This is a genomic window from Chryseobacterium gleum, assembly GCF_900636535.1.
In the GTDB taxonomy this organism is placed as follows: domain Bacteria; phylum Bacteroidota; class Bacteroidia; order Flavobacteriales; family Weeksellaceae; genus Chryseobacterium; species Chryseobacterium gleum.
Genome location: NZ_LR134289.1, coordinates 381,424 through 404,301, shown reverse-complemented (window position 1 = coordinate 404,301; position 22,878 = coordinate 381,424). Strand labels below are relative to the sequence as shown.

General features: G+C 36.5%; 23 protein-coding genes. 14 read left to right on the top strand and 9 right to left on the bottom strand.

Annotation, left to right across the window (positions count from 1 at the left end; genetic code table 11):
- Positions 1-23: 23 nt before the first annotated feature.
- The 6 genes from EL165_RS01830 to pdhA form a co-directional block, all read right to left on the bottom strand.
- A complete protein-coding gene (locus tag EL165_RS01830; RefSeq protein WP_002979890.1) occupies positions 24-938 on the bottom strand; it encodes a hypothetical protein in 915 nt (304 codons plus the stop codon).
- The gene (radC, locus tag EL165_RS01825) at positions 935-1,612 is read right to left on the bottom strand and encodes a RadC family protein (RefSeq protein ID WP_002979891.1); all 678 of its coding nucleotides are present in this window, start codon (positions 1,610-1,612) and stop codon (positions 935-937) included. Before radC ends, EL165_RS01830 begins: the two co-directional genes overlap by 4 nt.
- A 21-nt stretch (positions 1,613-1,633) precedes the next feature.
- Positions 1,634-2,212 carry a murein L,D-transpeptidase catalytic domain-containing protein gene (locus tag EL165_RS01820; RefSeq protein WP_002979893.1) on the bottom strand — a complete coding sequence of 193 codons (579 nt, stop codon included), beginning with the start codon at positions 2,210-2,212 and terminating at the stop codon, positions 1,634-1,636.
- Between the two features lie 16 nt (positions 2,213-2,228).
- The gene (locus EL165_RS01815; RefSeq protein ID WP_002979895.1) at positions 2,229-2,897 is read right to left on the bottom strand and encodes an ABC transporter ATP-binding protein; all 669 of its coding nucleotides are present in this window, start codon (positions 2,895-2,897) and stop codon (positions 2,229-2,231) included.
- Between the two features lie 241 nt (positions 2,898-3,138).
- Positions 3,139-4,740 (bottom strand): dihydrolipoamide acetyltransferase family protein, encoded by a 1,602-nt coding sequence (locus tag EL165_RS01810; RefSeq protein ID WP_002979897.1) that lies wholly within the window; start codon positions 4,738-4,740, stop codon positions 3,139-3,141.
- Positions 4,741-4,848: 108 nt separating this feature from the next.
- The gene (gene pdhA, locus EL165_RS01805) at positions 4,849-5,850 is read right to left on the bottom strand and encodes a pyruvate dehydrogenase (acetyl-transferring) E1 component subunit alpha (protein WP_002979899.1); all 1,002 of its coding nucleotides are present in this window, start codon (positions 5,848-5,850) and stop codon (positions 4,849-4,851) included.
- A gap of 539 nt (positions 5,851-6,389) precedes the next feature.
- Here pdhA and EL165_RS01800 point away from each other — a divergent pair.
- Genes EL165_RS01800 through EL165_RS01790 form a run of 3 tightly spaced genes read left to right on the top strand, consistent with a single transcriptional unit; the run spans position 6,390 to position 9,305 of the window.
- On the top strand, positions 6,390-6,992 hold the full coding sequence (locus tag EL165_RS01800; protein WP_002979902.1) for a phosphatase PAP2 family protein: 603 nt from the start codon (positions 6,390-6,392) through the stop codon (positions 6,990-6,992).
- A gap of 8 nt (positions 6,993-7,000) precedes the next feature.
- Positions 7,001-7,498 (top strand): BlaI/MecI/CopY family transcriptional regulator, encoded by a 498-nt coding sequence (locus tag EL165_RS01795; RefSeq protein WP_002979903.1) that lies wholly within the window; start codon positions 7,001-7,003, stop codon positions 7,496-7,498.
- Between the two features lie 22 nt (positions 7,499-7,520).
- Positions 7,521-9,305: a DUF4153 domain-containing protein gene (locus EL165_RS01790; RefSeq protein WP_002979905.1), complete on the top strand. Its 1,785-nt coding sequence runs from the start codon at positions 7,521-7,523 to the stop codon at positions 9,303-9,305.
- Between the two features lie 161 nt (positions 9,306-9,466).
- On the opposite strand, the gene rbp is transcribed toward EL165_RS01790, so the two are convergent.
- On the bottom strand, positions 9,467-9,817 hold the full coding sequence (gene rbp / locus EL165_RS01785) for an RNA-binding regulator (protein WP_002979907.1): 351 nt from the start codon (positions 9,815-9,817) through the stop codon (positions 9,467-9,469).
- Between the two features lie 295 nt (positions 9,818-10,112).
- Between rbp and EL165_RS01780 the strand changes: the two genes are divergently transcribed.
- From EL165_RS01780 to EL165_RS01735, 10 genes are all read left to right on the top strand, one after another.
- Positions 10,113-10,526 carry a DUF6157 family protein gene (locus EL165_RS01780; protein ID WP_002979909.1) on the top strand — a complete coding sequence of 138 codons (414 nt, stop codon included), beginning with the start codon at positions 10,113-10,115 and terminating at the stop codon, positions 10,524-10,526.
- A 95-nt stretch (positions 10,527-10,621) separates the two neighbouring features.
- Positions 10,622-11,017, top strand: a complete 396-nt coding sequence (locus tag EL165_RS01775) for an acyl-CoA thioesterase (protein ID WP_002979911.1) — start codon at positions 10,622-10,624, stop codon at positions 11,015-11,017.
- Positions 11,014-11,574: a helix-turn-helix domain-containing protein gene (locus tag EL165_RS01770; protein WP_002979913.1), complete on the top strand. Its 561-nt coding sequence runs from the start codon at positions 11,014-11,016 to the stop codon at positions 11,572-11,574. Before EL165_RS01775 ends, EL165_RS01770 begins: the two co-directional genes overlap by 4 nt.
- A gap of 175 nt (positions 11,575-11,749) precedes the next feature.
- Positions 11,750-14,596 carry a heavy metal translocating P-type ATPase gene (locus tag EL165_RS01765; protein ID WP_002979914.1) on the top strand — a complete coding sequence of 949 codons (2,847 nt, stop codon included), beginning with the start codon at positions 11,750-11,752 and terminating at the stop codon, positions 14,594-14,596.
- 4 nt (positions 14,597-14,600) lie between these two features.
- Complete coding sequence (locus EL165_RS01760; protein ID WP_002979916.1) at positions 14,601-15,329, top strand: DUF72 domain-containing protein; 729 nt, start codon at positions 14,601-14,603, stop codon at positions 15,327-15,329.
- Between the two features lie 282 nt (positions 15,330-15,611).
- Positions 15,612-16,478 (top strand): polysaccharide deacetylase family protein, encoded by an 867-nt coding sequence (locus EL165_RS01755; RefSeq protein ID WP_002979918.1) that lies wholly within the window; start codon positions 15,612-15,614, stop codon positions 16,476-16,478.
- A 65-nt stretch (positions 16,479-16,543) separates the two neighbouring features.
- On the top strand, positions 16,544-17,203 hold the full coding sequence (locus EL165_RS01750; protein WP_002979920.1) for a YggS family pyridoxal phosphate-dependent enzyme: 660 nt from the start codon (positions 16,544-16,546) through the stop codon (positions 17,201-17,203).
- A 56-nt stretch (positions 17,204-17,259) separates the two neighbouring features.
- Positions 17,260-18,444 (top strand): sigma-54-dependent transcriptional regulator, encoded by a 1,185-nt coding sequence (locus EL165_RS01745; RefSeq protein ID WP_002979922.1) that lies wholly within the window; start codon positions 17,260-17,262, stop codon positions 18,442-18,444.
- Between the two features lie 100 nt (positions 18,445-18,544).
- Positions 18,545-19,921 (top strand): MATE family efflux transporter, encoded by a 1,377-nt coding sequence (locus EL165_RS01740; RefSeq protein WP_002979924.1) that lies wholly within the window; start codon positions 18,545-18,547, stop codon positions 19,919-19,921.
- A gap of 67 nt (positions 19,922-19,988) precedes the next feature.
- Positions 19,989-20,810 (top strand): GLPGLI family protein, encoded by an 822-nt coding sequence (locus EL165_RS01735; protein WP_002979925.1) that lies wholly within the window; start codon positions 19,989-19,991, stop codon positions 20,808-20,810.
- A gap of 33 nt (positions 20,811-20,843) precedes the next feature.
- On the opposite strand, the gene EL165_RS01730 is transcribed toward EL165_RS01735, so the two are convergent.
- Both EL165_RS01730 and EL165_RS01725 read right to left on the bottom strand, forming a co-directional pair.
- Complete coding sequence (locus EL165_RS01730; protein ID WP_002979927.1) at positions 20,844-21,347, bottom strand: GNAT family N-acetyltransferase; 504 nt, start codon at positions 21,345-21,347, stop codon at positions 20,844-20,846.
- 169 nt (positions 21,348-21,516) lie between these two features.
- Positions 21,517-22,080, bottom strand: coding sequence for a Crp/Fnr family transcriptional regulator (locus tag EL165_RS01725; RefSeq protein WP_002979929.1), 564 nt, complete (start codon positions 22,078-22,080; stop codon positions 21,517-21,519).
- Between the two features lie 76 nt (positions 22,081-22,156).
- Between EL165_RS01725 and EL165_RS01720 the strand changes: the two genes are divergently transcribed.
- Positions 22,157-22,846, top strand: a complete 690-nt coding sequence (locus EL165_RS01720; protein ID WP_041461807.1) for an HAD family hydrolase — start codon at positions 22,157-22,159, stop codon at positions 22,844-22,846.
- Positions 22,847-22,878: the final 32 nt, after the last annotated feature.

The following is a 22,878-nucleotide window of genomic DNA, read 5'->3' as shown; positions in this document are numbered from 1 at the left end:
ACCAATCTAAACAATGCTTTTCATCATAAAAAAGATTTCCCTTTCAGGATAAGATAGGCCAGCTTTTTAAAAAGGTTTATTTTTGAATTCTCAATAATGCCATAAGGTCTCAACTCGGGCCGGAATCCTCTGAAAAATTCTTCAATATTGGGAAGTTCGCCTCCTTCAAAATCAAAAATATGAGTTTCAATATTTTCTTTAATGAGATAATCAATCAATACAGATGCTCCCGATAACTTCACATAATTCTTATCATTGAAATTACCTAAAAGCGCTACCATATTGCAATCGGAATAAGTAGCAATTACATTGATAATCTTCTGCTGATAGTAAAATGCGGTAAATTTCAGATATCCCAGATTGTAAAAGCTCTCAAAAATCCTCATGAACTCAGGCAGGTCATCTTCCTTGCTCAGCCCTATTGTGTTAGCTTCAATGAAAGCTCTGGCTTTGTCAAAAGATATCGTTTTGATTTCAGAATCTTTTAAAACAGCTTCATCTAACCGAAGTTTTCTTTTTCTTTTGGGTGAATATTTTGCGTACACTTTCTCATAAGCGTCAGGATATAATAAAAAGTTTTTCTTGATTCTGATCTTTGTACGAAGTTGATTAACATCATTAAAAGGATATGCCCGGATCATGTAATTTTTTTCCAGATATTCTAAAAAAGCCTCATTTACATCCAAATTATCTTTGGCAGAAAAGACACCAAGCTGCTGACAAAGCTTAGGATTATGTACAATTTTCATCCCGTATTTTCTTACAAAAGGAACAGGCATTACTGCTTCGTAATCTTTATAAACAAGAATTTCCCAGGGCATTGTAGAAGTAGTATCTAAAAAATGCTTTGTAGCAGAATATTTTCTTTGTTCGGAATTTTCTAAACATCGAGCATATTTAACAAAGTCAATTTCATGGTATTTTAATCTTCTAATCATAGTAATCCTGAATCCGAAAAGCTAAAATAAGACTCCTGTGTGACAATAATATGGTCTAAAAGCTGGATGCTTAACGTATTTCCGGCTTCTTTTATTTTCTGTGTGATATTAATATCTTCCCTGCTTGGTTTTAAACTTCCGGAAGGATGGTTGTGCGCAATGATAATTCCTGTTGAAAAATGATCCAAAGCTCCTTTATAAAGAGTTCTTACATCTACAATAGACTGGCTGATCCCACCCTGTGTAAGTTGGGAGATATGAATCACTTTATTATTGTTGTTCAGGAAGATGGCCCAGAATTCTTCTGTTCTCAGATCGGAAAGCTGGTTTCTAAGAACTGCATAAGCATCATGACTGTTACCTATTATCGTTTTTTCAGGGATTTCCTGTACAGCTCTTCTCTTTCCGATTTCTAAGGCTGAAATGATTGAAATAGCCTTTGTCTCTCCGATTCCTTTGAATTTCATCAGATCTTTAACAGAAAGCAAGCTTAGCTGATGCCAGCTGTTATTAACAGAATTGAGAATTTTTCTTGCAAGCTCTACAGCATTTTCGTCCTTATTTCCACTTCCCATGATGATGGCTAACAGTTCAGAATCAGAAAGCGAGCTTTTGCCTTTCTGCAAAAACTTTTCTCTGGGTCTGTCATCTTCTGCAAGAAATTTTATAGCCATGAAAAATTAAAATATTATGAATTAATAGAATGCATATAAGATCATCGGCTTTTTGGAATGATCAATGTATTTAGCAGTTTCTTTAAAAGCATTTACCGACAGCATAGGACAACCTAAACTCAGGCATGCCGGAGTTTCAGATTCCATATCGGAAACACATTCGTAAGAGTGAAGAACGATAGCTCTCTGCATGGCATTACTGTTGGTAGAGTCCAACCCTGTCAACCGATAGGCTTTGCCAAACTTTCCTACATAGCTTTCTCCAATGACATACTTTCCAAGTGAAGACTGATAAGAGCCTTCAATATTACTGAATTTTAAGGCGTCTGATTTTGGTATAACAGAACCTGAGCCATGGGAAACTACAGCCTGCTGTACAATCCTGTTATTTTTCAGGTTATAAATGAAATAACGGTATTTACCGGAAGGTTTTTTAAAATTGATAAAAACAGCCAGTTCCTGATTATACTCTTTTCCTTTAATATAATTCTTAATTTCCAAAATTCTTGCCTGTGGCACATTAAGTGAATTCAACTGCTGAGACTCAGCCTTTGAGCAGGAAATTACAATTAAAAGAAGAAAAATATAGTATTTCATCATCCTGTTTAGTATACTGTTATTCTATGATCATTCCGTCTTTCATCACGAGTTTGCGGTCAGTAATTTCTGCAAGATTCGGGTTGTGGGTAACGATCACAAATGTTTGATTGTATTTGTCTCTAAGATCAAAAAACAATCTGTGAAGGTCATCCGCATTTTTGGAATCCAGGTTACCGGTTGGCTCATCTGCAAAAATAATTTTTGGTGAATTGATTAAAGCTCTCGCTACTGCTACCCTTTGTGCTTCTCCACCGGAAAGCTGGTTAGGTTTATGATTCAGCCTCTGTTCTATCTTTAAGTCTTCAAATAAAGCATATGCCTTTTCAATAGCTTCTCTTTCATTGGCTCCGGCTATTTTTGTCGGAAGCAATACGTTTTCCAGAGCGGTAAACTCAGGAAGAAGCTGATGAAACTGAAATACAAAACCGATATTCTGATTTCTGAATTTTGATAACTGTTTATCATTCATATTGATAAATGATTCTCCCGCTATTTCAATTTCAGTATCATACTTACCGGATTGGGTCGGATGATCCAGTGTTCCTAAAATCTGCAGCAGTGTAGATTTTCCTGCTCCTGATTCTCCTACAATAGAAACCACCTCTCCTGTTTTGATGTGAATATCAACTCCTTTCAGTACTTCTAAATTCCCATAAGACTTATGGATATTTCTTGCTTTAATCATGATTCAAAAATAGTGAATTGCCTTCAAATAAAAAACCGCTTTTTGAAGCGGTTTATATTTTATTTTAGTTTTAAGATGTTTAGATTTCGGTAATCCATTCAATTACGTCTTTTCTGTTAATTTTTTTAATTATTGCTTCCAGATTTTGGGCAGAAAAGTTAGGTTTTATGTATTATTGCATCCGTTCAATTCACAAAAAAACCTCCCGGTTTGGGAGGTTTCAATATTTTTAATTCAGAAATTACAGTAACAATGTTAATGGACTTTCCAAATAGGTTCTTAATGTCTGTAAGAACTGAGCACCTGTAGCACCATCTACTACTCTGTGGTCACAAGCCAATGAAAGTTTCATGGTGTTTCCAACTACAATCTGACCATCTTTAACGATTGGTTTCTCGATGATTGCTCCTACTGAAAGGATAGCAGAGTTTGGCTGGTTAATGATACTTGTAAATGTTTCGATACCAAACATTCCTAAGTTGGAAATAGAGAATGTAGATCCTTCCATTTCGTTAGCTTTAAGACCTTTGTTTTTAGCTCTTGAAGCCATATCTTTTACAGCTGCAGAAATCTGTGTATAAGTCATCTGGTCTGTATTTTTCAATACCGGAACTACCAATCCGTCCGGAATAGCTACTGCTACACCGATGTTGATATTTCCTCTGTGAATGATCTTGTCCCCTGCCCAGCTTGAATTTACCTGAGGGTGTTTTCTTAAAGCAATGGCAGTTGCTTTGATGATCATATCATTGAAAGAGATCTTAGTATCCGGTAAAGAATTGATTTCTTTTCTGGCCTCAATCGCTTTATCCATATTGATCTCAACCATCAGATAGTAATGAGGCGCAGAGAATTTACTTTCAGAAAGACGTTTCGCGATAACATTTCTTACCTGAGAGTTAGGAGTCTCTGTATCTTCACCTTGTACGAAACTTACTGCAGCCGGAGCAGCGCTTGCCGCAGGAGCTGAAGCAGCTGGTTTCGCAGCTGGCTGATAGTTTTCAATATCTTTTTTAACGATTCTTCCGTTTTCACCGGATCCCTGAATACTGTTGATATCAACTCCTTTATCCTGAGCCATTTTTTTAGCCAGTGGAGAGATTGCAACTCTGTCCGAAGATGAAGTGTTTACAGCAGGCGCAGCTTTTTCTTCTGTTTTAGCTTCAGCTTTTTGCTCAGCCGGTTTTGCCGTTGACTGGCCCGCAGCTTTTGGAGCACCTACCGCGGAAACATCTGTTCCAGCAGGACCTATGATTGCTAACACGGAATCAACCGGAGCAGCTCCTCCTTCTTCTACACCTTGCTTCAATAATACTCCATTGAATTCAGATTCGAAATCCTGTACTGCTTTATCTGTTTCGATTTCAGCAAGAAGATCTCCTTCTTTTACTGTATCGCCTACATTTTTGTGCCATTTAGCCACCTTACCTTCTGTCATTGTATCAGAAAGTCTAGGCATTGTAATAATTTCTACTCCAGCCGGAACTTCTGCAGCAGCAGATTCAGTGGCAGGAGCCTCAGCTTTAGGCTGTTCTTCTGATTTTTTCTCTTCAGAGCCGGCACTTGGAGCAGCAGCTCCTCCTGTCAATCCTGAAATATCTTCTCCTTCATTTCCGATAATTGCCAAAACAGAGTCTACAGCAGCAGCACCTCCCTCTTCTACACCAATGTATAAAAGGGTACCTTCTACTTCAGATTCGAAATCCTGAACTGCTTTATCAGTTTCAATTTCAGCTAAAATATCTCCTTCTTTTACTTTATCCCCTACTTTTTTATGCCATTTTGCCACCTTACCTTCCGTCATCGTGTCGGACAGGCGGGGCATCGTAATTACTTCTGCCATAATTTATTTTAATTTGAAAATTTAGCAATCTGAAAATTTGAAAATTAAAAAAGGACATAATCTATCGCATTTTCAAATTCTCAAATTGTCAAATTAACTCATTATCTTTTAGTTTTCTAATTTGTCTAGGAATGGATAATCTTCCTGAGCATATACATACTCATAGATTTTTTCCGGATCCGGATATGGAGAGTTTTCCATGAACTCAATACACTCTTCAACAAAATCTCTCGATTTGTTATCGATAGTTTCCAACTCCGCTTCAGTAGCCCATCCGTTTTCTAAAATTCTGTGTTTTATCAATTCGATTGGGTCATCATTTTTATGAAGAGCAACTTCTTCTTTAGATCTGTATGGCTCAGCATCAGACATAGAGTGTCCTCTATAACGGTAAGTTCTTGCTTCGATGAAAGTAGGTCCATCTCCTCTTCTTGCTCTTTCAATAGCCTCGTAAGCAGCTTCTGCCACTTTTTCAGGATCCATTGCATCTACAGCAAGGCAAGGCATTTCATATCCTAATCCTAATTTATAGATATCTTCGTGGTTGGCAGTTCTTTTTACTGAAGTTCCCATTGCATACTGGTTGTTTTCTACAACAAATACTACAGGAAGTTTCCAGTTCATCGCCATGTTGAATGTTTCGTGTAAAGAACCTTGTCTTGCAGCACCGTCTCCGAAGAAACAGATGTTTACAGCCTTTCTGTCGAAATATTTATCAGCAAAAGCAATACCTGCACCTAAAGGGATTTGTCCTCCAACGATACCGTGCCCTCCGTAAAAACGGTGTTCTTTACTGAAAATGTGCATAGATCCACCCATACCTCCGGATGTACCAGTAGCTTTACCACAAAGTTCCGCCATGATTCTTTTAGGATCCACTCCCATCGCCATTGGATGAATGTGACATCTGTAAGCAGTAATCATACTGTCCTTTGTCAGATCCATTGCATGTGTAAACCCGGCAGGGATAGCTTCCTGACCGTTATACAAATGTAAAAATCCTCTGATCTTTTGTTTTAGGTAAAGAGAACGGCATTTGTCTTCAAACCTTCTCCACATTGTCATATCTTCATACCACTTCAGGTATACCTCTTTAGAAAATTCTTTCATGTGTTAGCTCTTGCTTTTTTATGATGAAATAGTTGAGCAAAATTATGAAAAAAACTTTGTTTTTATTCTATACATAGATAACTTTTCAATTTTTCTGTAAAATCTATTTGCGGGCTGAATGGATTATTCTTAATTTTCGAGCCCTGCAGGTCCTGATAAAACGGTGTTATCTCTTATTCTTCATGACGATCACAACTATAAAACATGCCTGTTTATAAGGCTTTCATAAAACAACAATAAATATGAAGCATCAGAAATGTTTCATATTCATCCATCAATCTGTTTCATTTTTAATTATTGTTAACATAGCTTTTGGTTATTTCAACAGCATCTTTTTTTTAATGAAGAAAGGTTTAAATTTCAAACCTATCCTTATTTTCATCAGTAAATGTAAAAGCAGGATTGAAAAACTGATAAATATTTTACGTCTGAAAAGCAATTGATAATCAAATAAATTCTCTGCTACCCGTCAGTTCCCCACCATTCTTCTTAGTTGCTTTTTGAGGTTATAATGGTATATTTGATCATTAAACCTGATTATGGAAGGAAAGAAGTCTTCATTACTGCACAAAATTTCAAGAGTCATCTCTGATTTTTTTAATCCTCTGGTCTCTCTGATCCTGTTTTTTGTATATATGAGTATCAGAGAATATTCTCTTAAAGATTCCATGCTGTACTTTATTCCTATATTATTAATGATCATTGTGCCGATCATCATATGGCTGGTCTGGAATGTAAAGACGGGAAGATATACCAACATGGATGTTTCCAACCGTGTTCAGAGAAAAACGCTGTATATATTTATTGCAGTTTGTGTAATTGCCTATCTTATTTTTAATTATGTCAGAAACGGATATATTGATCTTGTTATGCTTTTCATTTTGATTCTTTTATTTGCGCTTCAGATCAGCAATCTGTTTATCAAAAGTTCGATGCATACAGCATTTAATATATTTGTAGCAGCTCTGTTTTTCTCGCTTGACTGGAAAATAGGTCTGGTATGGCTGGGAATCGCAATTTTGGTTGGAATCACCCGGGTTATATTAAAAAGACACACCATAAAAGAAGTATTTATGGGAGCTGGAATAGCTTTTATGGTATCTTTTATCTATCTTTATTGCAATATTCAATTTCAACATTAGAATACTCTATGAAAATACATCATCTTACTGCCGCAGAAGAAAACTTTATGAAGCTGTTTTGGAAAATGGGATCTTTCTATCTGAAGGACGTTATGGAACAGCATCCGGAACCGAAACCCCATCAGAATACGGTTTCCACTTATTTGAAAATATTAGTTGAAAAAGGCTATTTATCAACTGTAAAAGAAGGAAGAATCTTCAAATATACCACGATTGTTCCATTGGAAGAGTATAAAAAATTCCTGCTGAAAGAGCTTTCTCATAATTTTTTCAGTGATTCAGGAAAGGAAATCCTGGAACTTTTATTAAGCGAAAAATTAATTTCCCAGGAAGATATGAAAGGTTATTTTGATCTTAAAATCGAAATAAAGCCTGCTAAAACCGAAGAACCAAAGTTTGAGTTGGCTGAAGAAATCTTAAGTCCGAAAAAGGAGAAGAAGGCCAAAGGAAAGGAGAAAGAGAAAGAAAAAGACAAGGACAAAAAGAAGAAAAAGAAAAAAGAGTAATCTACCTTAAAAACACCAAATCATGAAAACAAAATTCCAGGAAACAGTAAGCCGGGCCAATGAAGCCATTTTCCGGTATCCGATGATTCTGGTAATGGCTTTACTGGCTTCTATTGGTGCTATATGCATTATAGAAACGGAACACACTGAAATTACCTCTTATATAAAATTTACCATTTGTGCGTGTCTTGGAATTTCTCTGATGTTTGCATTAAAAATGCTGTCACAGAGAATCGGGAAAGAATTACTACTGCAGATTTCCGGTATTATTTTCCTTATTGGCTTTTACTTCATCCTGCCTGATAAAAAGAATTATTTCACCGAAGTCTACGCTTATATCATTGCTGTTACAGCGCTTCTCTCCCACTTACTGGTTTCTTTTATTCCGTTTCTGGAGAAAGACAGAGAACTCAGATTCTGGCAGTATAATAAAAATCTCTTTGTCAATATCTTTCTTACCGCTGTATTTACAGGAGTTCTGACCGGAGGAGTTGAATTGGCCATCTTAGCAGTTGATAAGCTTTTTGACTTTAATTTTCATGATAGAATTTATAGAGATACTTTTTTTGTCCTGACTATTTTCGGAAGCAGCTTTATCTTTCTTTTATTTAATGATAAAGGTTTAAATGATCTTGAAAAAGACGGAACTTATCCGGTTGTTTTGAAGTTTTTCACTCAGTTTATTTTAATTCCTTTACTGCTTATTTATGCAGTGATTCTTTACTTCTATTCCGCTAAAATACTTATCAACTGGCAACTTCCGAGAGGTTGGGTTACTTACCTTGTTTTAGCATATAGCATTGTTGGTATTCTTGCATTGCTTCTGGTACATCCACTGAAAGAAGAAAACTCAAAATCATGGGTCAGGATATTCTCAAAAGCATTTTATTATACGATTGTTCCTTTGATTATACTGCTTTTTACAGCGATCTTTACCCGAATTCTGGCATACGGTTATACAGAACCAAGATACTTTGTTCTCCTGCTTGCCTTATGGCTGTTAAGTGTTGTAGCTTACTTCATTTTCAGCAAAAGAGCAACCATAAAATTCATTCCGATAAGTTTATTTCTGTTTGGCGCTTTTGCTCTGGTTTTTCCTTACCTCAATGCCTTCAGCGTTGCGAAAAGAAGCCAGAAAACGGAACTTATCAATATTTTAAACCAAAACCAGCTGATCAGTGACGGTAAAATTAATTTCCAGAAGAAAATTACCGATACAATCCGTGATGAAATTGCCGATAAATTTGAATTTCTGGCTGAAAGAAAGCAGGGAGAATTTTTATCAACTTTACTAAATAAGGAAGATCAGGATGAATTAGCAGCTCATATTGATTTCGGTACATTTTACAGTATACGATATAATATTCAAAAAAGATTTTCAGATGTGAATGTCACGGTAGAAAACAAAGTATATAAAATGAACAAACAATCTCTTGTTTCTGAAAAACAGGTTGTGGAAATTGGAAACTACCAGTATCTGCTTTCTTTCTATCCTTACAGCAAAAGTCCAAAAAAGCTCAATGATGACCAGTTTGAGCTTACAGATTACCTCTTCAAAAAATCTTCATTAAAATTAAGGCTAAATTCCAAAGAGGAAATAGATTTCGGACCACAAATCATTAAGCTGTTTGATCAAAACAAAAACAAGCAAGGCATCATAAAAGTCCCTGAAATAGCAATGGAATCTGATTTAGGCAAATACCATGTCAAACTTATTTTCAGTGAAATTACACGGGAACTGTATTCAGATAATAACATGTCAACCATTTATTATCAAAATGCTTATTTACTTATAAGATTAAAATAAAAAATAGGATATCTGCGATATCCTATTTTTATTAATATTACTTCATTCTACAACACAGAAAATTATATCAGTCATCTAAGAATATAATTTTGGATTCTTACGAAACCTGACCGGAGATTAAATTTCACAAAAAAAGCGGCTTAAAAGCCGCTTCATTATTTTTACCAACGATTTCCGCCTCCGCCACGGTTGTTACCATAGCCTCCGCCTCTGTTGTTGTTATTACCGTAACCTCCGCTTCTGTTATTATCGAAGCTTCTTCTTGGTTTTTCTTCTCTTGGTTTAGCTTCAGATACGTTTAAAGTTTTTCCGTTGAATTCTTTTTGGTTAAGAGATTCAATAGCTTGCTTTCCTTCATCATCACCCATCTCTACGAAACCGAAACCTCTGGAACGACCAGTTTCTCTGTCTGTAACGATTTTAGCTGATGATACATCTCCAAATTCTGCGAATAGATCGTGCAACTCATACTCTTTAGTTGCGTAATTGATGTTTGAAACAAAAATGTTCATTTTAAATAAATTAAAAAATTAATAAAAATTTGGTATATAAAAGAAAAACAACATAAATTAATGAACAAATATTGATTCCAAATATAAACGTATGCAAGATACAATTAAAAATTTCAAATCAAAGCTTTTTTTACATATTTCTCACATTATGTTGAATCGGGATTGCTAAACACAATAAATAAACCACATAAACAATTGATATAAAACAACTTACACCACATTAATTCTTTTAGTTAAATTATTTAACATTTAAGTATCTGTCATAATTTTTTTTAACTTTTAACTCCCAGAAAATATGAAACAACACACCACCAATTATATCAATACGCTTATTGAAGTTGCTGAAGACTGCCCTGCTTCCCAGGCGAAAATTCCTGCTGAAAAGAAAGAAAAAACACTGGCCAATCTTCAATATGAAAAACTCATAAAGAATCCCTATCAATATTCTTCAGATGATATTATTTTTGAGTGTTATGCCATTAAAAATGACATTCCGGAAAGTGAAAGACAGCATGAAAGGGAAAAGTTCTTCTCCAAGGGACAGCCTTGTCTCCGCTGTTCTCCTTTAGCAAAAAAGTACGGTTTCGGATTTCATCATAACTTAGAAGGAAAAGTTGCCCTGGTTCCTATGGAAAGTAAAGAATATGAAAAATTACTGAATGATTCCTCCATAGCAAAAACCAAAGCCATGCGTTCCAAAAGAAAATGATTGAGAAAATGAATGATTCTTTTCAGATCAATAAATGCTATTGTTTTGAAAAGATCAGCTTTTAACAGTAAATTTGTACTGCAAATTATTAAAAGATGAACTATCATACAAGAAAATGGGTAAAACCCGAAGATTTAAATCCTAACCACTCACTTTTCGGGGGAAGACTCCTTCAATGGATTGATGAAGAAGCAGCGCTGTATGCAATTATCCAATTGGAAAATACAAAAGTGGTGACTAAGTTTATCTCCGAAATCAACTTTGTCAGCTCCGCCAAACAGGGAGACATTATAGAAATAGGAATTGAGGCTACCCATTTCGGATCCTCCTCTATTACATTAAAATGTGATGTCCGAAATAAAATGACTCATCAAACGATTATTACCGTAGACAAAATTGTAATGGTAAACCTTGATGCAGATGGCAATCCTGCTCCTCATGGCAAAACCAGAATCGAATTTGTAAAAGACAGGTTAAACAGCGGCCTATGAAAATTTTCATAAAAAATATGGTCTGCAACAGGTGCATTGCGGCAGTGGAAAACATTTTCCGTAATGCAGATGTGAAGATCAAAGATATTCTGCTGGGAGAAATAGAAACCGAAAATGAGATTTCTCCGGAAAAAATGAAGTCTATAGAGAAAGAATTACTGAATACAGGTTTCGAAAGAATTATGGATTCTGCCCATCAGCTTGTTGAAAAAATCAAAAACCTGATCATTACAAAGGTCAGCGAGCTGGATATTGCAGAAAATTTCCTGCTTTCTGAATTTTTAAGCTCAAAACTTCATAAAGATTACAGTTCCCTTTCAAAAACATTTTCACAGAATGAAAATATTACCTTGGAACAGTTCTTCATTCTTCAGAAAATTGAAAAAGTAAAAGAACTCTTACTCTATAACGAATTCAATCTTACTGAAATTGCAGGAAAACTAGGCTATAAAAGTGTTCAGCATCTTTCTACCCAATTCCGGAATGTAACCGGATTTACCCCTACAGAATTCAAAAAACTGAAAGAGCATCACCGCAAAGCGCTTGACAATCTTTAATACGTTTGGGCGTTTAGGTATTTCAGGGGTTAAATATTCCTTTTTCACCTAAAAACGCTCAAACCCTTACCCTCCCACTCTCAAACTCTCCAACCTAATTTTATAACTATTATCCTTAAATTTATAACAACCTTACTTTTCCATTTTGGAAATTTGTAGTATAAATTTAAGAATCATGGAACAACAGTATAAAATACTCGGAATGACCTGTTCAGGCTGCCAGAAAAAGATTTCAAATCAGCTGAACAGCATTGATGGAGTGAAAGCCGATGTAAACCTGGAAACCAATACCGCAACCATCACTTCTGACCATGGAGTGAAGCTTTCCGTTTTAAATGATGCACTGGCAAAAATAGGAAAATACAGGCTTGAAGATCCTGATAATCCTGAAAAAACCTTTGTAAAGCCCCAGGATCGCATATCACCGTCTTCAGTATACTATTGCCCAATGGAATGCGAGGGAGATAAAGTCTATTTCAAACAGGGAGAAAGATGCCCTGTATGCAATATGTATCTTGTACCCATTGAAGAAAAGCTGGCCAAAGATCCTCATCACAAACCGGCTTATTCTGCAGCCCATCTTCCTGAAAACTTTAAAGACAGCATTGGAAAATATTATTGCCCCATGTTTTGTGAAGGAGATAAAGTGTATGATGAAAAGGGAGACTGTCCGGTTTGCCATATGCATTTGGAACCTATCACTGAAGAACTAGTTCAGAAAGCAGGCACTCATCAGTATCATTCCCATTCCCACTCTCACAACCATCATCATGACGCACCTAAAGTAACAGATGAAATGGCAGGTAGATATTACTGTCCGATGTATTGCGAAGGAGATAAGACTTACGATTCCAATGTCGGATGTCCGGTGTGTGGAATGGACCTTGTAAAATACCCTGAAAAGAAAACCGCTAAATATACCTGTCCTATGCACCCGGAAATTATCCGGGATGAACCGGGAGACTGTCCGATCTGTGGAATGGATCTCGTCAGAATGCCTGACAGCGGTGATGATGAAGAAGATGAAACCTATACTATCTTAAAAAGAAAATTCATTATTTCATTAGCATTCACCATTCCGGTTTTCATTCTCTCGATGGGAGGAATGTTTATCAACTTCCCTTTTTCCCATCAGATTCAGGGATTTATTGAGCTTGCTCTTACTCTTCCGGTGATGTTCTATTCCGGGTGGTTCTTATTAAAAAGAGGCTGGGTTTCTTTCAAAACATGGAATCTTAATATGTTCAGCCTTATTGCCCTGGGCGTAGCTGCGGCATTTATTTTCAGTATTGCTGCTTTAATTTTCCCGGATATCATTCCACATGAAATCCGTGGACATAATCATGAAATTCCGCTGTATTTTGAAGCGGTCTGTGTGATTTTAACGCTTGTTATTTTAGGTCAGCTGATGGAAGCTGCTGCTCATAAAAAAACAGGGAATGCCATCAAAGAATTGATGAACCTTTCGCCGGATGAAGCCAATCTTATGGTGAACGGTGAAGAAAAAAGAGTGTTACTTTCACAGGTAAAAATAGGAGATTTATTAAAAGTGAAACCCGGTGAAAAAATTCCGGTAGACGGAAAAATCACTGAAGGCAGTTCTGTTGTAGACGAAAGCATGATCACGGGGGAGCCTGTTCCGGTTGAAAAAAATGTTGATGACAAAGTATCATCAGGAACAATAAACGGAAATCAGGTATTCATCATGAAAGCGGAAAAAGTAGGTGACGAAACCCTGCTTTCACAGATCATTAAAATGGTTAATGAAGCCAGCCGAAGTAAGGCCCCTATTCAGAAACTTACGGATAAAGTCTCAAAAGTATTTGTTCCTGTCGTGATCCTTATTGCTGCGCTTACCTTTGTTCTGTGGCAGTTTTTCGGTCCGGAAGGAAAAAGAAGCTTATTTGCCTTCGTCAATGCAGTTGCTGTACTCATTGTAGCTTGTCCCTGCGCATTGGGACTGGCAACGCCAATGTCGCTAATGGTAGGAATCGGAAAAGGTGCTAAAAACGGAATTCTGATCAAAAATGCTGAAGCACTTGAGCAAATGAACAAGGTGAATGTTCTGATCACTGACAAAACAGGAACTTTAACAGAAGGGAAACCTTCAGTAGAACATATTGAAACGGTAAATGGAGATGAAAGTCACATTTTAAAACTGGCTTTTTCTTTGAACCAGAATTCTGAACACCCACTGTCCAATGCTGTTATAAAAAGAGCAAAGGATGAAAATACAATTGCTGAAAAAGTAGACCGTTTTGAAAACATTTCCGGAAAAGGAGTGAAAGGAAATATTAATGGAAAAACAGCGTATTTAGGAAATGAAAGTCTGCTGGCCTCACATCAGATCCAGATTCCTGAAACTTTAAAACAAAAAGCAGTAGAAGTACAGTCCAAAGCACATACGATTTCTTATGTCGCACAAGACCAGCAAGTACTTGGATTCATTAGTTTTACGGATAAAATCAAGGAAAGCTCTAAGAAAGCTGTTAAACAATTAATGAGCGAAGGCATCGATGTGATCATGATGACCGGGGACAACGAACACACTGCCAAAGCTGTAGCTGATGAATTAGGAATCAAACATTTCAAAGCAAATTGTCTTCCCGAAGATAAGCTGAATGAAGTGAAAAAACTGCAGCAGCAAGGAAAAATAGTAGCCATGACCGGGGACGGAATCAATGACTCCCCTGCCCTGGCCCAGTCTGATGTGGGAATTGCTATGGGAACAGGAACGGATGTTGCCATCGAAAGTGCTGAGATCACTTTATTAAAAGGCGATATCTTAGGGGTAGCGAAAGCCAAACTACTCAGCGAAAAGCTTCTCAAAAATATTAAAGAAAACTTATTCTTTGCTTTTATTTATAATGTACTCGGGGTTCCCGTTGCGGCAGGATTATTGTATCCATTCTTTGGAATTCTGTTATCGCCGATGATTGCAGCTGCAGCAATGAGCTTCAGTTCCCTCTCCGTGATTCTGAATTCATTGAGATTAAACTCCGTGGATCTGGATATAAAATAGCATTATGAAAAAAGAAAATCTTTACATAGGGTGTTCGGGATTTTATAATAACGACTGGAAAGGGTCTTTATACCCTGAAAATGCCCAAAGTAAAGATTTTCTTTCTTTATACTCAAAAACATTCAATTCTGTAGAAATCAATTCTACTTTTTACAGAAAACCAACCTCAAAAACACTGTCGAAATGGTATGATGAAACTCCGGACGAATTCAGATTTTTTATTAAAATTCCAAAATCCGTTACCCATCAGAACCGGCTTGAAAACTCAAAAGAAGAAATTGCCCTCTTTTGCAGTCATATTGAGAGTAATCTCAAGGAGAAACTTTCCGGATTTCTCTATCAGCTTCCTCCTTCCTTTAAAAATTCAACTGAGAACACAGAAAGAATCATCAACAATATTGATCATCGATTTCTGAATGTCATCGAATTCCGTCACAACTCATGGTGGCAAAAAGAAATATTTGATCTTTTAAAAGACCATGATATCATTTTTTCCGGAGTAAGCTTTCCCGGTGATCTTCCTGAGGATGTAATCATCAATCATCCGGATATTCTTTATTACAGACTTCATGGGAAACCCATTCTTTATAAATCTGAGTACAGCAGGGATTTTATGGATAAACTTGCGGAAAAAATTAGAAACAGCGGGAAAACAGCTTATATATTCTTCAATAATACCTGGGGAACCGCTGCGATTAACAATTCATTGTATTTGAAAAACATTTTAGAATAAACCTCTGATTTTGTTAAAATAAAATAATTCCCCAATAAATGAAGGATATTGAAATCTTAACAAATATAGAGAAAAGCTATCGGTTTCGTATTTATAAATGTTAAAAATCAAAGAAAAGGAAATTATAAATTTATAACATTCTATAAAATTGAAATATCCCTTAAAATAAAGTTCTTAAAATAAGCTTAAAAAGGAAATCAGATGCACAGCATGGCATATAATTTGTTAACTTTCAATTGTTATTTTTAACGATTTTTAACAATTTAAAATTCCATTATTTTTATGAGAAAAATTTTTGCGGGAAAGTCAAAAAATAAGACTTTTCTCGGGATGTTTGCATTGGTGAGTGCAACTTCGGTTTTATTGAACAGCTGTAATTTCAAGAGTGAAGTGAATACTGACTCCGCCGTCAGTTCACAGGAACATCCTGCCGCAGAAATAGTCCCCAAGATGGACGATGAAAGCGTAGACCCGGATAAAAGAGTGATCTACCTTACCTTTGATGACGGTCCCAACCAGGGCACCGAAAATCTCTTAAAGATTCTGGACAAAAGAAACGTTTGTGCAACTGCCTTTCTGGTTGGGAAACATGCATATGGAAGCAAAAAACAGAAAGACGATCTGTTGCTGCTTAAGCAAAATCCGCTGATAGAACTGGCTAATCACAGCTTTACCCATGCCCATAACAAGTATACCGACTTTTATAAAAATGCTGATGCTGTAGTTCACGATTTTGACATTGCCAAAGACAGCCTGAGGCTTACTGATAAAATAGCAAGAACTCCCGGAAGAAATATCTGGAGGTTGAACAACATTAATGTAACTGATATCAAAAGTTCTACTGCTGCTGCAGACGGTCTTAAAAAAGCGGGCTATAAAGTAATCGGATGGGATCTGGAATGGAGACCTTCTCAAAAAATGACTTTAAAAGGAAGTCATGAAGTTATGATTAAGAAAGTAGACAGTATTTTCTTAAACGATCTTGAAAAGACTTCAAGACACCTTGTTTTCCTTACCCATGACCAGTATCTGAGAGATGCAGATTCCATCAACGAACTGGATCTGTTTATTGAAAAATTACAGAAGAGCAACAAGTTTGTTTTCAGAAAAATTTCTCAGTATCCTAAAATCAATGAGGTATTAAATTAAGTAACACTTCAGAACTGATATCACTGAACTTTGAACATTCAGAGAATTTTCGGACATTTGTATTTATGAGTATTAAAGAGAACTATAACGCAATAAAAAACCAGCTGCCATCCACTGTGCAGCTGGTTGCTGTTTCTAAAACACATCCAGCATCCGCCGTTCAGGAAGTTTATGATCTTGGACAAAAAGTTTTCGGAGAAAATAAGGTTCAGGAACTGATGGAAAAAGCTCCCCTTCTTCCTCAGGACATCCAATGGCATCTGATTGGCCATTTACAGACCAACAAAGTAAAATATATTGCTCCTTTTATAGATACTATACAAAGTGTGGATTCTGAAAAAGTATTGGCAGAAATCAATAAAGAAGCAGGAAAAAATAACAGAATCATTAAAGTTCTTTTACAGGTAAAAATTGCGGCTGAAGAAAGCAAGTTCGGACTTGACATTTCAGAAGCCAGAGACCTGTTCGGGAAATATAGGGATGGGCAGTTTCCTAATGTTGAAATTACCGGCTTAATGGGAATGGCTACATTCACGGATGATGAACAGCAGGTACGAAATGAGTTTTTAATCCTGAAAGGTCTTTTTGATGAATTCAATCAATTAAAAGCATTAAATACCTTATCTATGGGAATGAGTGATGATTTCCCAATAGCGATTGAATGCGGAGCTAACTCTGTGAGGGTTGGATCTGCCATTTTTGGAAGAAGAGACTATTCAAAATAGAATATTTAGGTACAGTTTTTGCTAATAATTGAAACAAAAAATTTAAATTTGCAACTATGCAAAAAATCCTTATAGTAGAAGACGAAAAAGCAATCTCGGGAGTACTTCACAGTATTCTTTCGGATGAACTAACCGATTATGAATTTGTTATTGCCGAAGACGGCCTTGAAGGTTACAAACAGGTAGAAAAAGAAGATTTCGCACTGGTGATTTCTGATATCAAAATGCCTAAGCTTTCAGGAACGGAGCTTTTGAAACAAAGTCTTGCATTAAAACCAGAAACTACTTTTATCATGATCTCAGGGCACGCAGACATCGATTCTGCCGTTTCCTGTTTGAAAGAAGGAGCATATGATTTTATTTCCAAACCAATTGATATCAACAGGCTTATTACAAGTGTGAAAAATGCATTGGTAAAGGAAACTCTGAAAAAAGAAAACAAGAATCTTCAGACTGAAAATAAAACCTTAAAGAAAAAAGTAAGCAAAAAGTACCAGATGATCGGTACCTCTCCTGCTCTTCAGAAAATCCAGGATATGATCGAAAAGGTAGCTGCGTCTGACGCCAGAGTACTGATCACAGGACCTAACGGTGCGGGAAAAGAATTGGTAGCCCATGCTATCCACAATCAAAGTGAGCGTGCAAGAGGCCCAATGGTAGAAGTAAACTGCGCTGCCATTCCATCTGAACTTATTGAATCTGAACTTTTCGGTCACGTAAAAGGTTCTTTTACGGGTGCTATTAAGGATAAACAGGGAAAATTTGAACAGGCTAACGGTGGTACTATTTTCCTTGATGAAATTGGAGATATGAGCCTTATCGCTCAGGCTAAGGTATTGAGAGCACTGCAGGAAAGCAAAGTTTCACCTGTAGGAAGTGATAAAGAAATTAAAGTTGACGTAAGAGTAATTGCGGCAACCAATAAAAATATGCAGAAAGAAATAGAAGAAGGGAAATTCAGAGAAGACCTTTATCACAGACTTTCTGTAATTGAAATTTATGTTCCGCCATTGGATGAAAGAAAGGAAGATATCAAGTTATTGGTTGAGCACTTTGCGGGAATGATTGCTGATGAGCATGGTACTGCTGCAAAGAAGTTTGACGATAAAGCTATTGACGCTTTAAAAGCCCTTTCATGGACAGGGAATATCAGGGAATTAAGAAATGTTGTTGAAAGATTGATTATTCTTGGTGGAAATACTGTTTCAGAAAGCGACGTTGCAAGTTTTGTAAGGAAATAATAAGCTATTATTTACCATATTATAAAAATTTGCAGTGTTACCACTGCAAATTTTTTTTTATCCTTATTTGAATAATAAACTATATGAATCTTAAAATATTATGAGCTTTTTAAACAAAAACTATACGAAGGAATGCCTGACTCTGGCTCTGCCTGTGATGCTTACCCAGGTAGGGCAGGTTTCAGTAAACTTATTCGATAATATTATTGTCGGAAAATTATTGGGTGCCGATGCGCTGGCATCCGTTTCATTGGGAAATGCTGTATTTTTCTCCATATTTGTATTGGCCCTTGGATTTTCATTTGCCATCCCGCCGCTGGTTTCGGAGGCACACTCCAGAGAAGATCATGCTACGATCAACTCTGTGTTCAGCCACGGTTTTATCATCAATATGTCTGTCGGGATTATTCTGATGGCCATTTTACTGCTGGGAATGCCACTGCTCTATCATTCAGGGCAGCCTGCCAAGATTATTCCTGATACAGTAAGCTTCTTAAGCATCATGGTGATCAGTATGATTCCATTTATGGCATTTCAGACGCTTCGTGAAGTATCTGAAGGACTATCATACACGATTGGGGTTACAAAAGCAACCATTATTGCCAATATCATCAATATTGCCTTGAATTATGTTTTCATCAAAGGACTTTGGGGGATTCCGCCGATGGGTGTAAAAGGATCAGCTTTGGCGACTCTGATTTCCAGAATTTTCATGGTTGTTTTCCTTTATTTTGTATTGCTTAAAGAAAAAAGAACAAGACGTTATATTAAAGATTTTTCTTTAAAAATTCAGGGCTTTTCAAAACAGATGTTTGATAAGATGGTGAAACTTGGACTGCCTACAGCTTTACAGATGTTCTTTGAAGTAACAGCTTTTGCCGGAGCAGCATTTATCTGCGGGTTGATTTCTGCCCACGATATTGCTTCTCACCAGATTGCACTAAGCATGGCTTCATTCACCTTTAACCTGTGTGTTGGGTTCAGTGTTGCCTCTACGGTAATGATTGGAAGAAAGTTGGGAGAACAGAACTTTGTTGAGCTGAGAAAAGTAGGAATCAACAACTTGAAGATCGCCTTTATTTTCATGTGCATCTGCGGGTTGGTGTTTATTTTAGGTAGAAATATACTCCCGACTTTCTTTACGAAAAAAGAAGAAGTGGAAGTTATTGCCCTGGCTGCAAAGCTTATGATTATTGCAGCGTTGTTCCAGCTTTCTGACGGAATCCAGGTAACAGCTCTGGGAATGCTGAGAGGACTACAAGACGTTAAAATACCGTCTATTTATACTTTTATTGCCTATTGGGTGATTACAATTCCATTGGGATATTTCTTCTGTGTTACCTTAAAAATGGGTGCATTCGGAATGTGGATCGCACTGGGACTAGGACTGACAGTATCTGCAGTTTTCCTCGTAAAACGATTTTTAAACATGTCCGCAAAACGAATTAAGCAGAATATGCAGACAAAAGCACAATAAAACTAAGCGCAGATGTAAAAAATCTGCGCTTTTTCATTATTTTTGGTGTCGATAACCATCAATAGAAATGAAAAAAACACTGATTTTCCTTGCCTTATATGCAGGTTCTTTTTTCCAATCTCAAACTAACAGATTTACTTACGAACTTCAGTACCGCAAAAATCCATCACAGCAATATTTAATAACCCTTATGAATCTGGATGTCAGTCCCGGGTCTGTCAAATTTTATGATAAAGGCTTTGCTGATTATGATGAAAAAAATAAACATGCAAATCAGCAGATTTCCCGGTACAGTACGAAAACAGACCAGGTGGTGGAAAGAAAACCGGATTCTTTTAAAAATAACTGGTACAGAGATTTTTTTGATTATTTTGTGGTAAAAACAAATGATGAAATGAAATGGCAGATCATTCAGGAGACTAAAGAATACAATGGGTATAAGCTTCAGAAAGCCAGTACAGATTTCGGAGGCAGAACCTGGAACGCCTGGTTTTCCAACGAAGTGAATATACAGGAAGGTCCTTATAAATTCAGAGGTCTTCCCGGTCTCATCTTTATCTTGGAAGACACGGATCAAAACTTTGTCTATAAACTGATTAATAATGAAAAACTTACTACAGACTACGATACCCAAGATTTTGTAGAAACGCATTACGGCAAACTGGCTATCCCGATAACCAATGAGAAATTTAATAAATACATTGAGGACATCTACCAAAATCCTACAAGAATTTTTTCCGAGAGGATACAGAACGGAGAAAAGAGTAACTTTAAAAATGAAACGATAGAATCTGTAGAAGAACTCAATAAAAAAAAGGAAATGCTCCAAAACGGAATCAAGGGCCGTTATATCTATATTGAAAAAGATAAACAACCTGAATTCAACTGATACAAATAAAGCGGCCCCCAGCCGCTTTTATATTTAACTAATTCTTCTTCCCAATATGACCAGGCTTCTTTCTATTCCGTCCAAAACTGCTACATTAGGAAGGTTTCCCCAATCTTCAAATCCGAAATGCCTGAAGAGCTTTAAGCTGGGTTCATTGTGAAGGAAAATAAGGGCAACCAGATTAAGTACTCCAAATTTCTCTGCGTTATCAATACAATACTGCAGAATGGTTTTCCCATATCCTTTTCCTCTGCAGGACTCATCCAGATAAATGCTTACCTCTACCGTACCCTTGTATGCTGCTCTTTCATGGAATGAACTGAAGCTTACCCATCCAATGACCTGATTCTGTTCATCTTCAACTACCCAAAGCGGTCTTGTCTGAGGATTATGCTCTTCAAACCATTTTAGCTTGCTTTCCACAGAAACTTCTTCCATGTCTGCAGTGACCATCCTTGAGGCAATTGTTGAATTATAAATGGCTACGATTTTGTTCAAATCTGACAATTCAGCATTCCTGAACTTTAATTTTTCCATGGATGAATATTCGACTTTATTTCACACAAAACTACTAAATTTCAAACACAACCCCTGTAGATTCACAAATGAATTATTCAATTTCGTTGTTTACCAAAGTTCACCCCTAAAAATATACATCAATCCAATCTTATCGGCACTTAACAATTTCATTTTTTATTCTGAAAAATTATTTTAAGTCTTTTAAGATTCTATTCAGACTTCTTACTGTAATTCCCAGGTAAGCGGCCATATCTTCTTTTGAAATCTGAATTCCTTCTTTGGCCTGCATTTTCAGTAATTGTGTTAAAGTATGCTCTGTTGTATAAAGCTGTTGATAAGATGCCCTGCTGGAAGTATTGATAATTCGTTCCGCAAAAATATCCAGCAATAAATTATTCAAAGCAATATCATTTTTAAGCAAAAATCTGAAATACGGAATGGCAATCTCATAGACGGAAACTTCAGTTAGTGTTTCGATACTGCATAAACAGGGTGTATTTTTGATCATCTCTATTTCTCCGACAATTTCACCGCTTCCGGAAAACTCTACGATATATTCTTTTCCGTTTTCTTCCGTAAAATAGCATTTGGTAATTCCTTCCTTAATAATCATAGGCTTGAGAATAAACTGCCCCTGTACCAGAATCTGCTCTCCCCTGGGATAAGTTTTCAACAGAATATCTCTGCCACTCTCCTGTTTATGATAAAGCGCTTCAAAATAGCTTAAAAAGGTCTGATTGGTGCGTAACATATTGATCCGGGACAAATGTCCTTTGCTTGTTGGGTTTTTATACTGAATTTTGAGATCAGAAAATTACAAAACAAAAATGAATAATCATATCACAACCATTGCATTTGATGCTGATGATACCCTTTGGATCAATGAACCGTATTTTCAGGAAGCGGAAAAAGAGTTTTGCATGCTGCTCGAAAATTACCTTCCACAGCATTCTGTATCACAGGAATTATTTAAAACAGAAATGCAGAATCTTCATTTATATGGTTACGGGGTAAAAGGTTTTATGCTGTGCATGATTGAAACCATCAGCAGGGTTTCCAATAATACGGCGCCATTGGAACTGGTTAATAAAGCTATACAATTGGGACAGGAACAGCTTCAGAAACCCATTGAACTCCTGGATGGAGTTACAGAAACTCTTGAAAGCTTAAAAGGAAAATACAGGCTTGTTGTAGCCACCAAAGGAGATCTTCTGGATCAGGAACGGAAACTGAAAAAATCAGGATTACAGGAGTATTTCCATCACATAGAAATTATGAGTGATAAAAAGGAGCATGATTATAAAAAGCTTCTGAAGCACCTTGACTGCAAACCTGAAAATTTTATGATGCTTGGAAATTCTATTAAATCAGATGTTTTGCCGGTGTTGGAAATCGGAGGTTTTGCAGCTCACATCCCTTATCATATCACATGGAGCCATGAACAGCATGATGTTAACCTGGAACATCCGAGTTTTATGGAGCTTAAGAGTGTTGATGAGATTCTGAAATATCTTTAATCTTAAGCCATTAAGATTTATTAAAAAAAAGA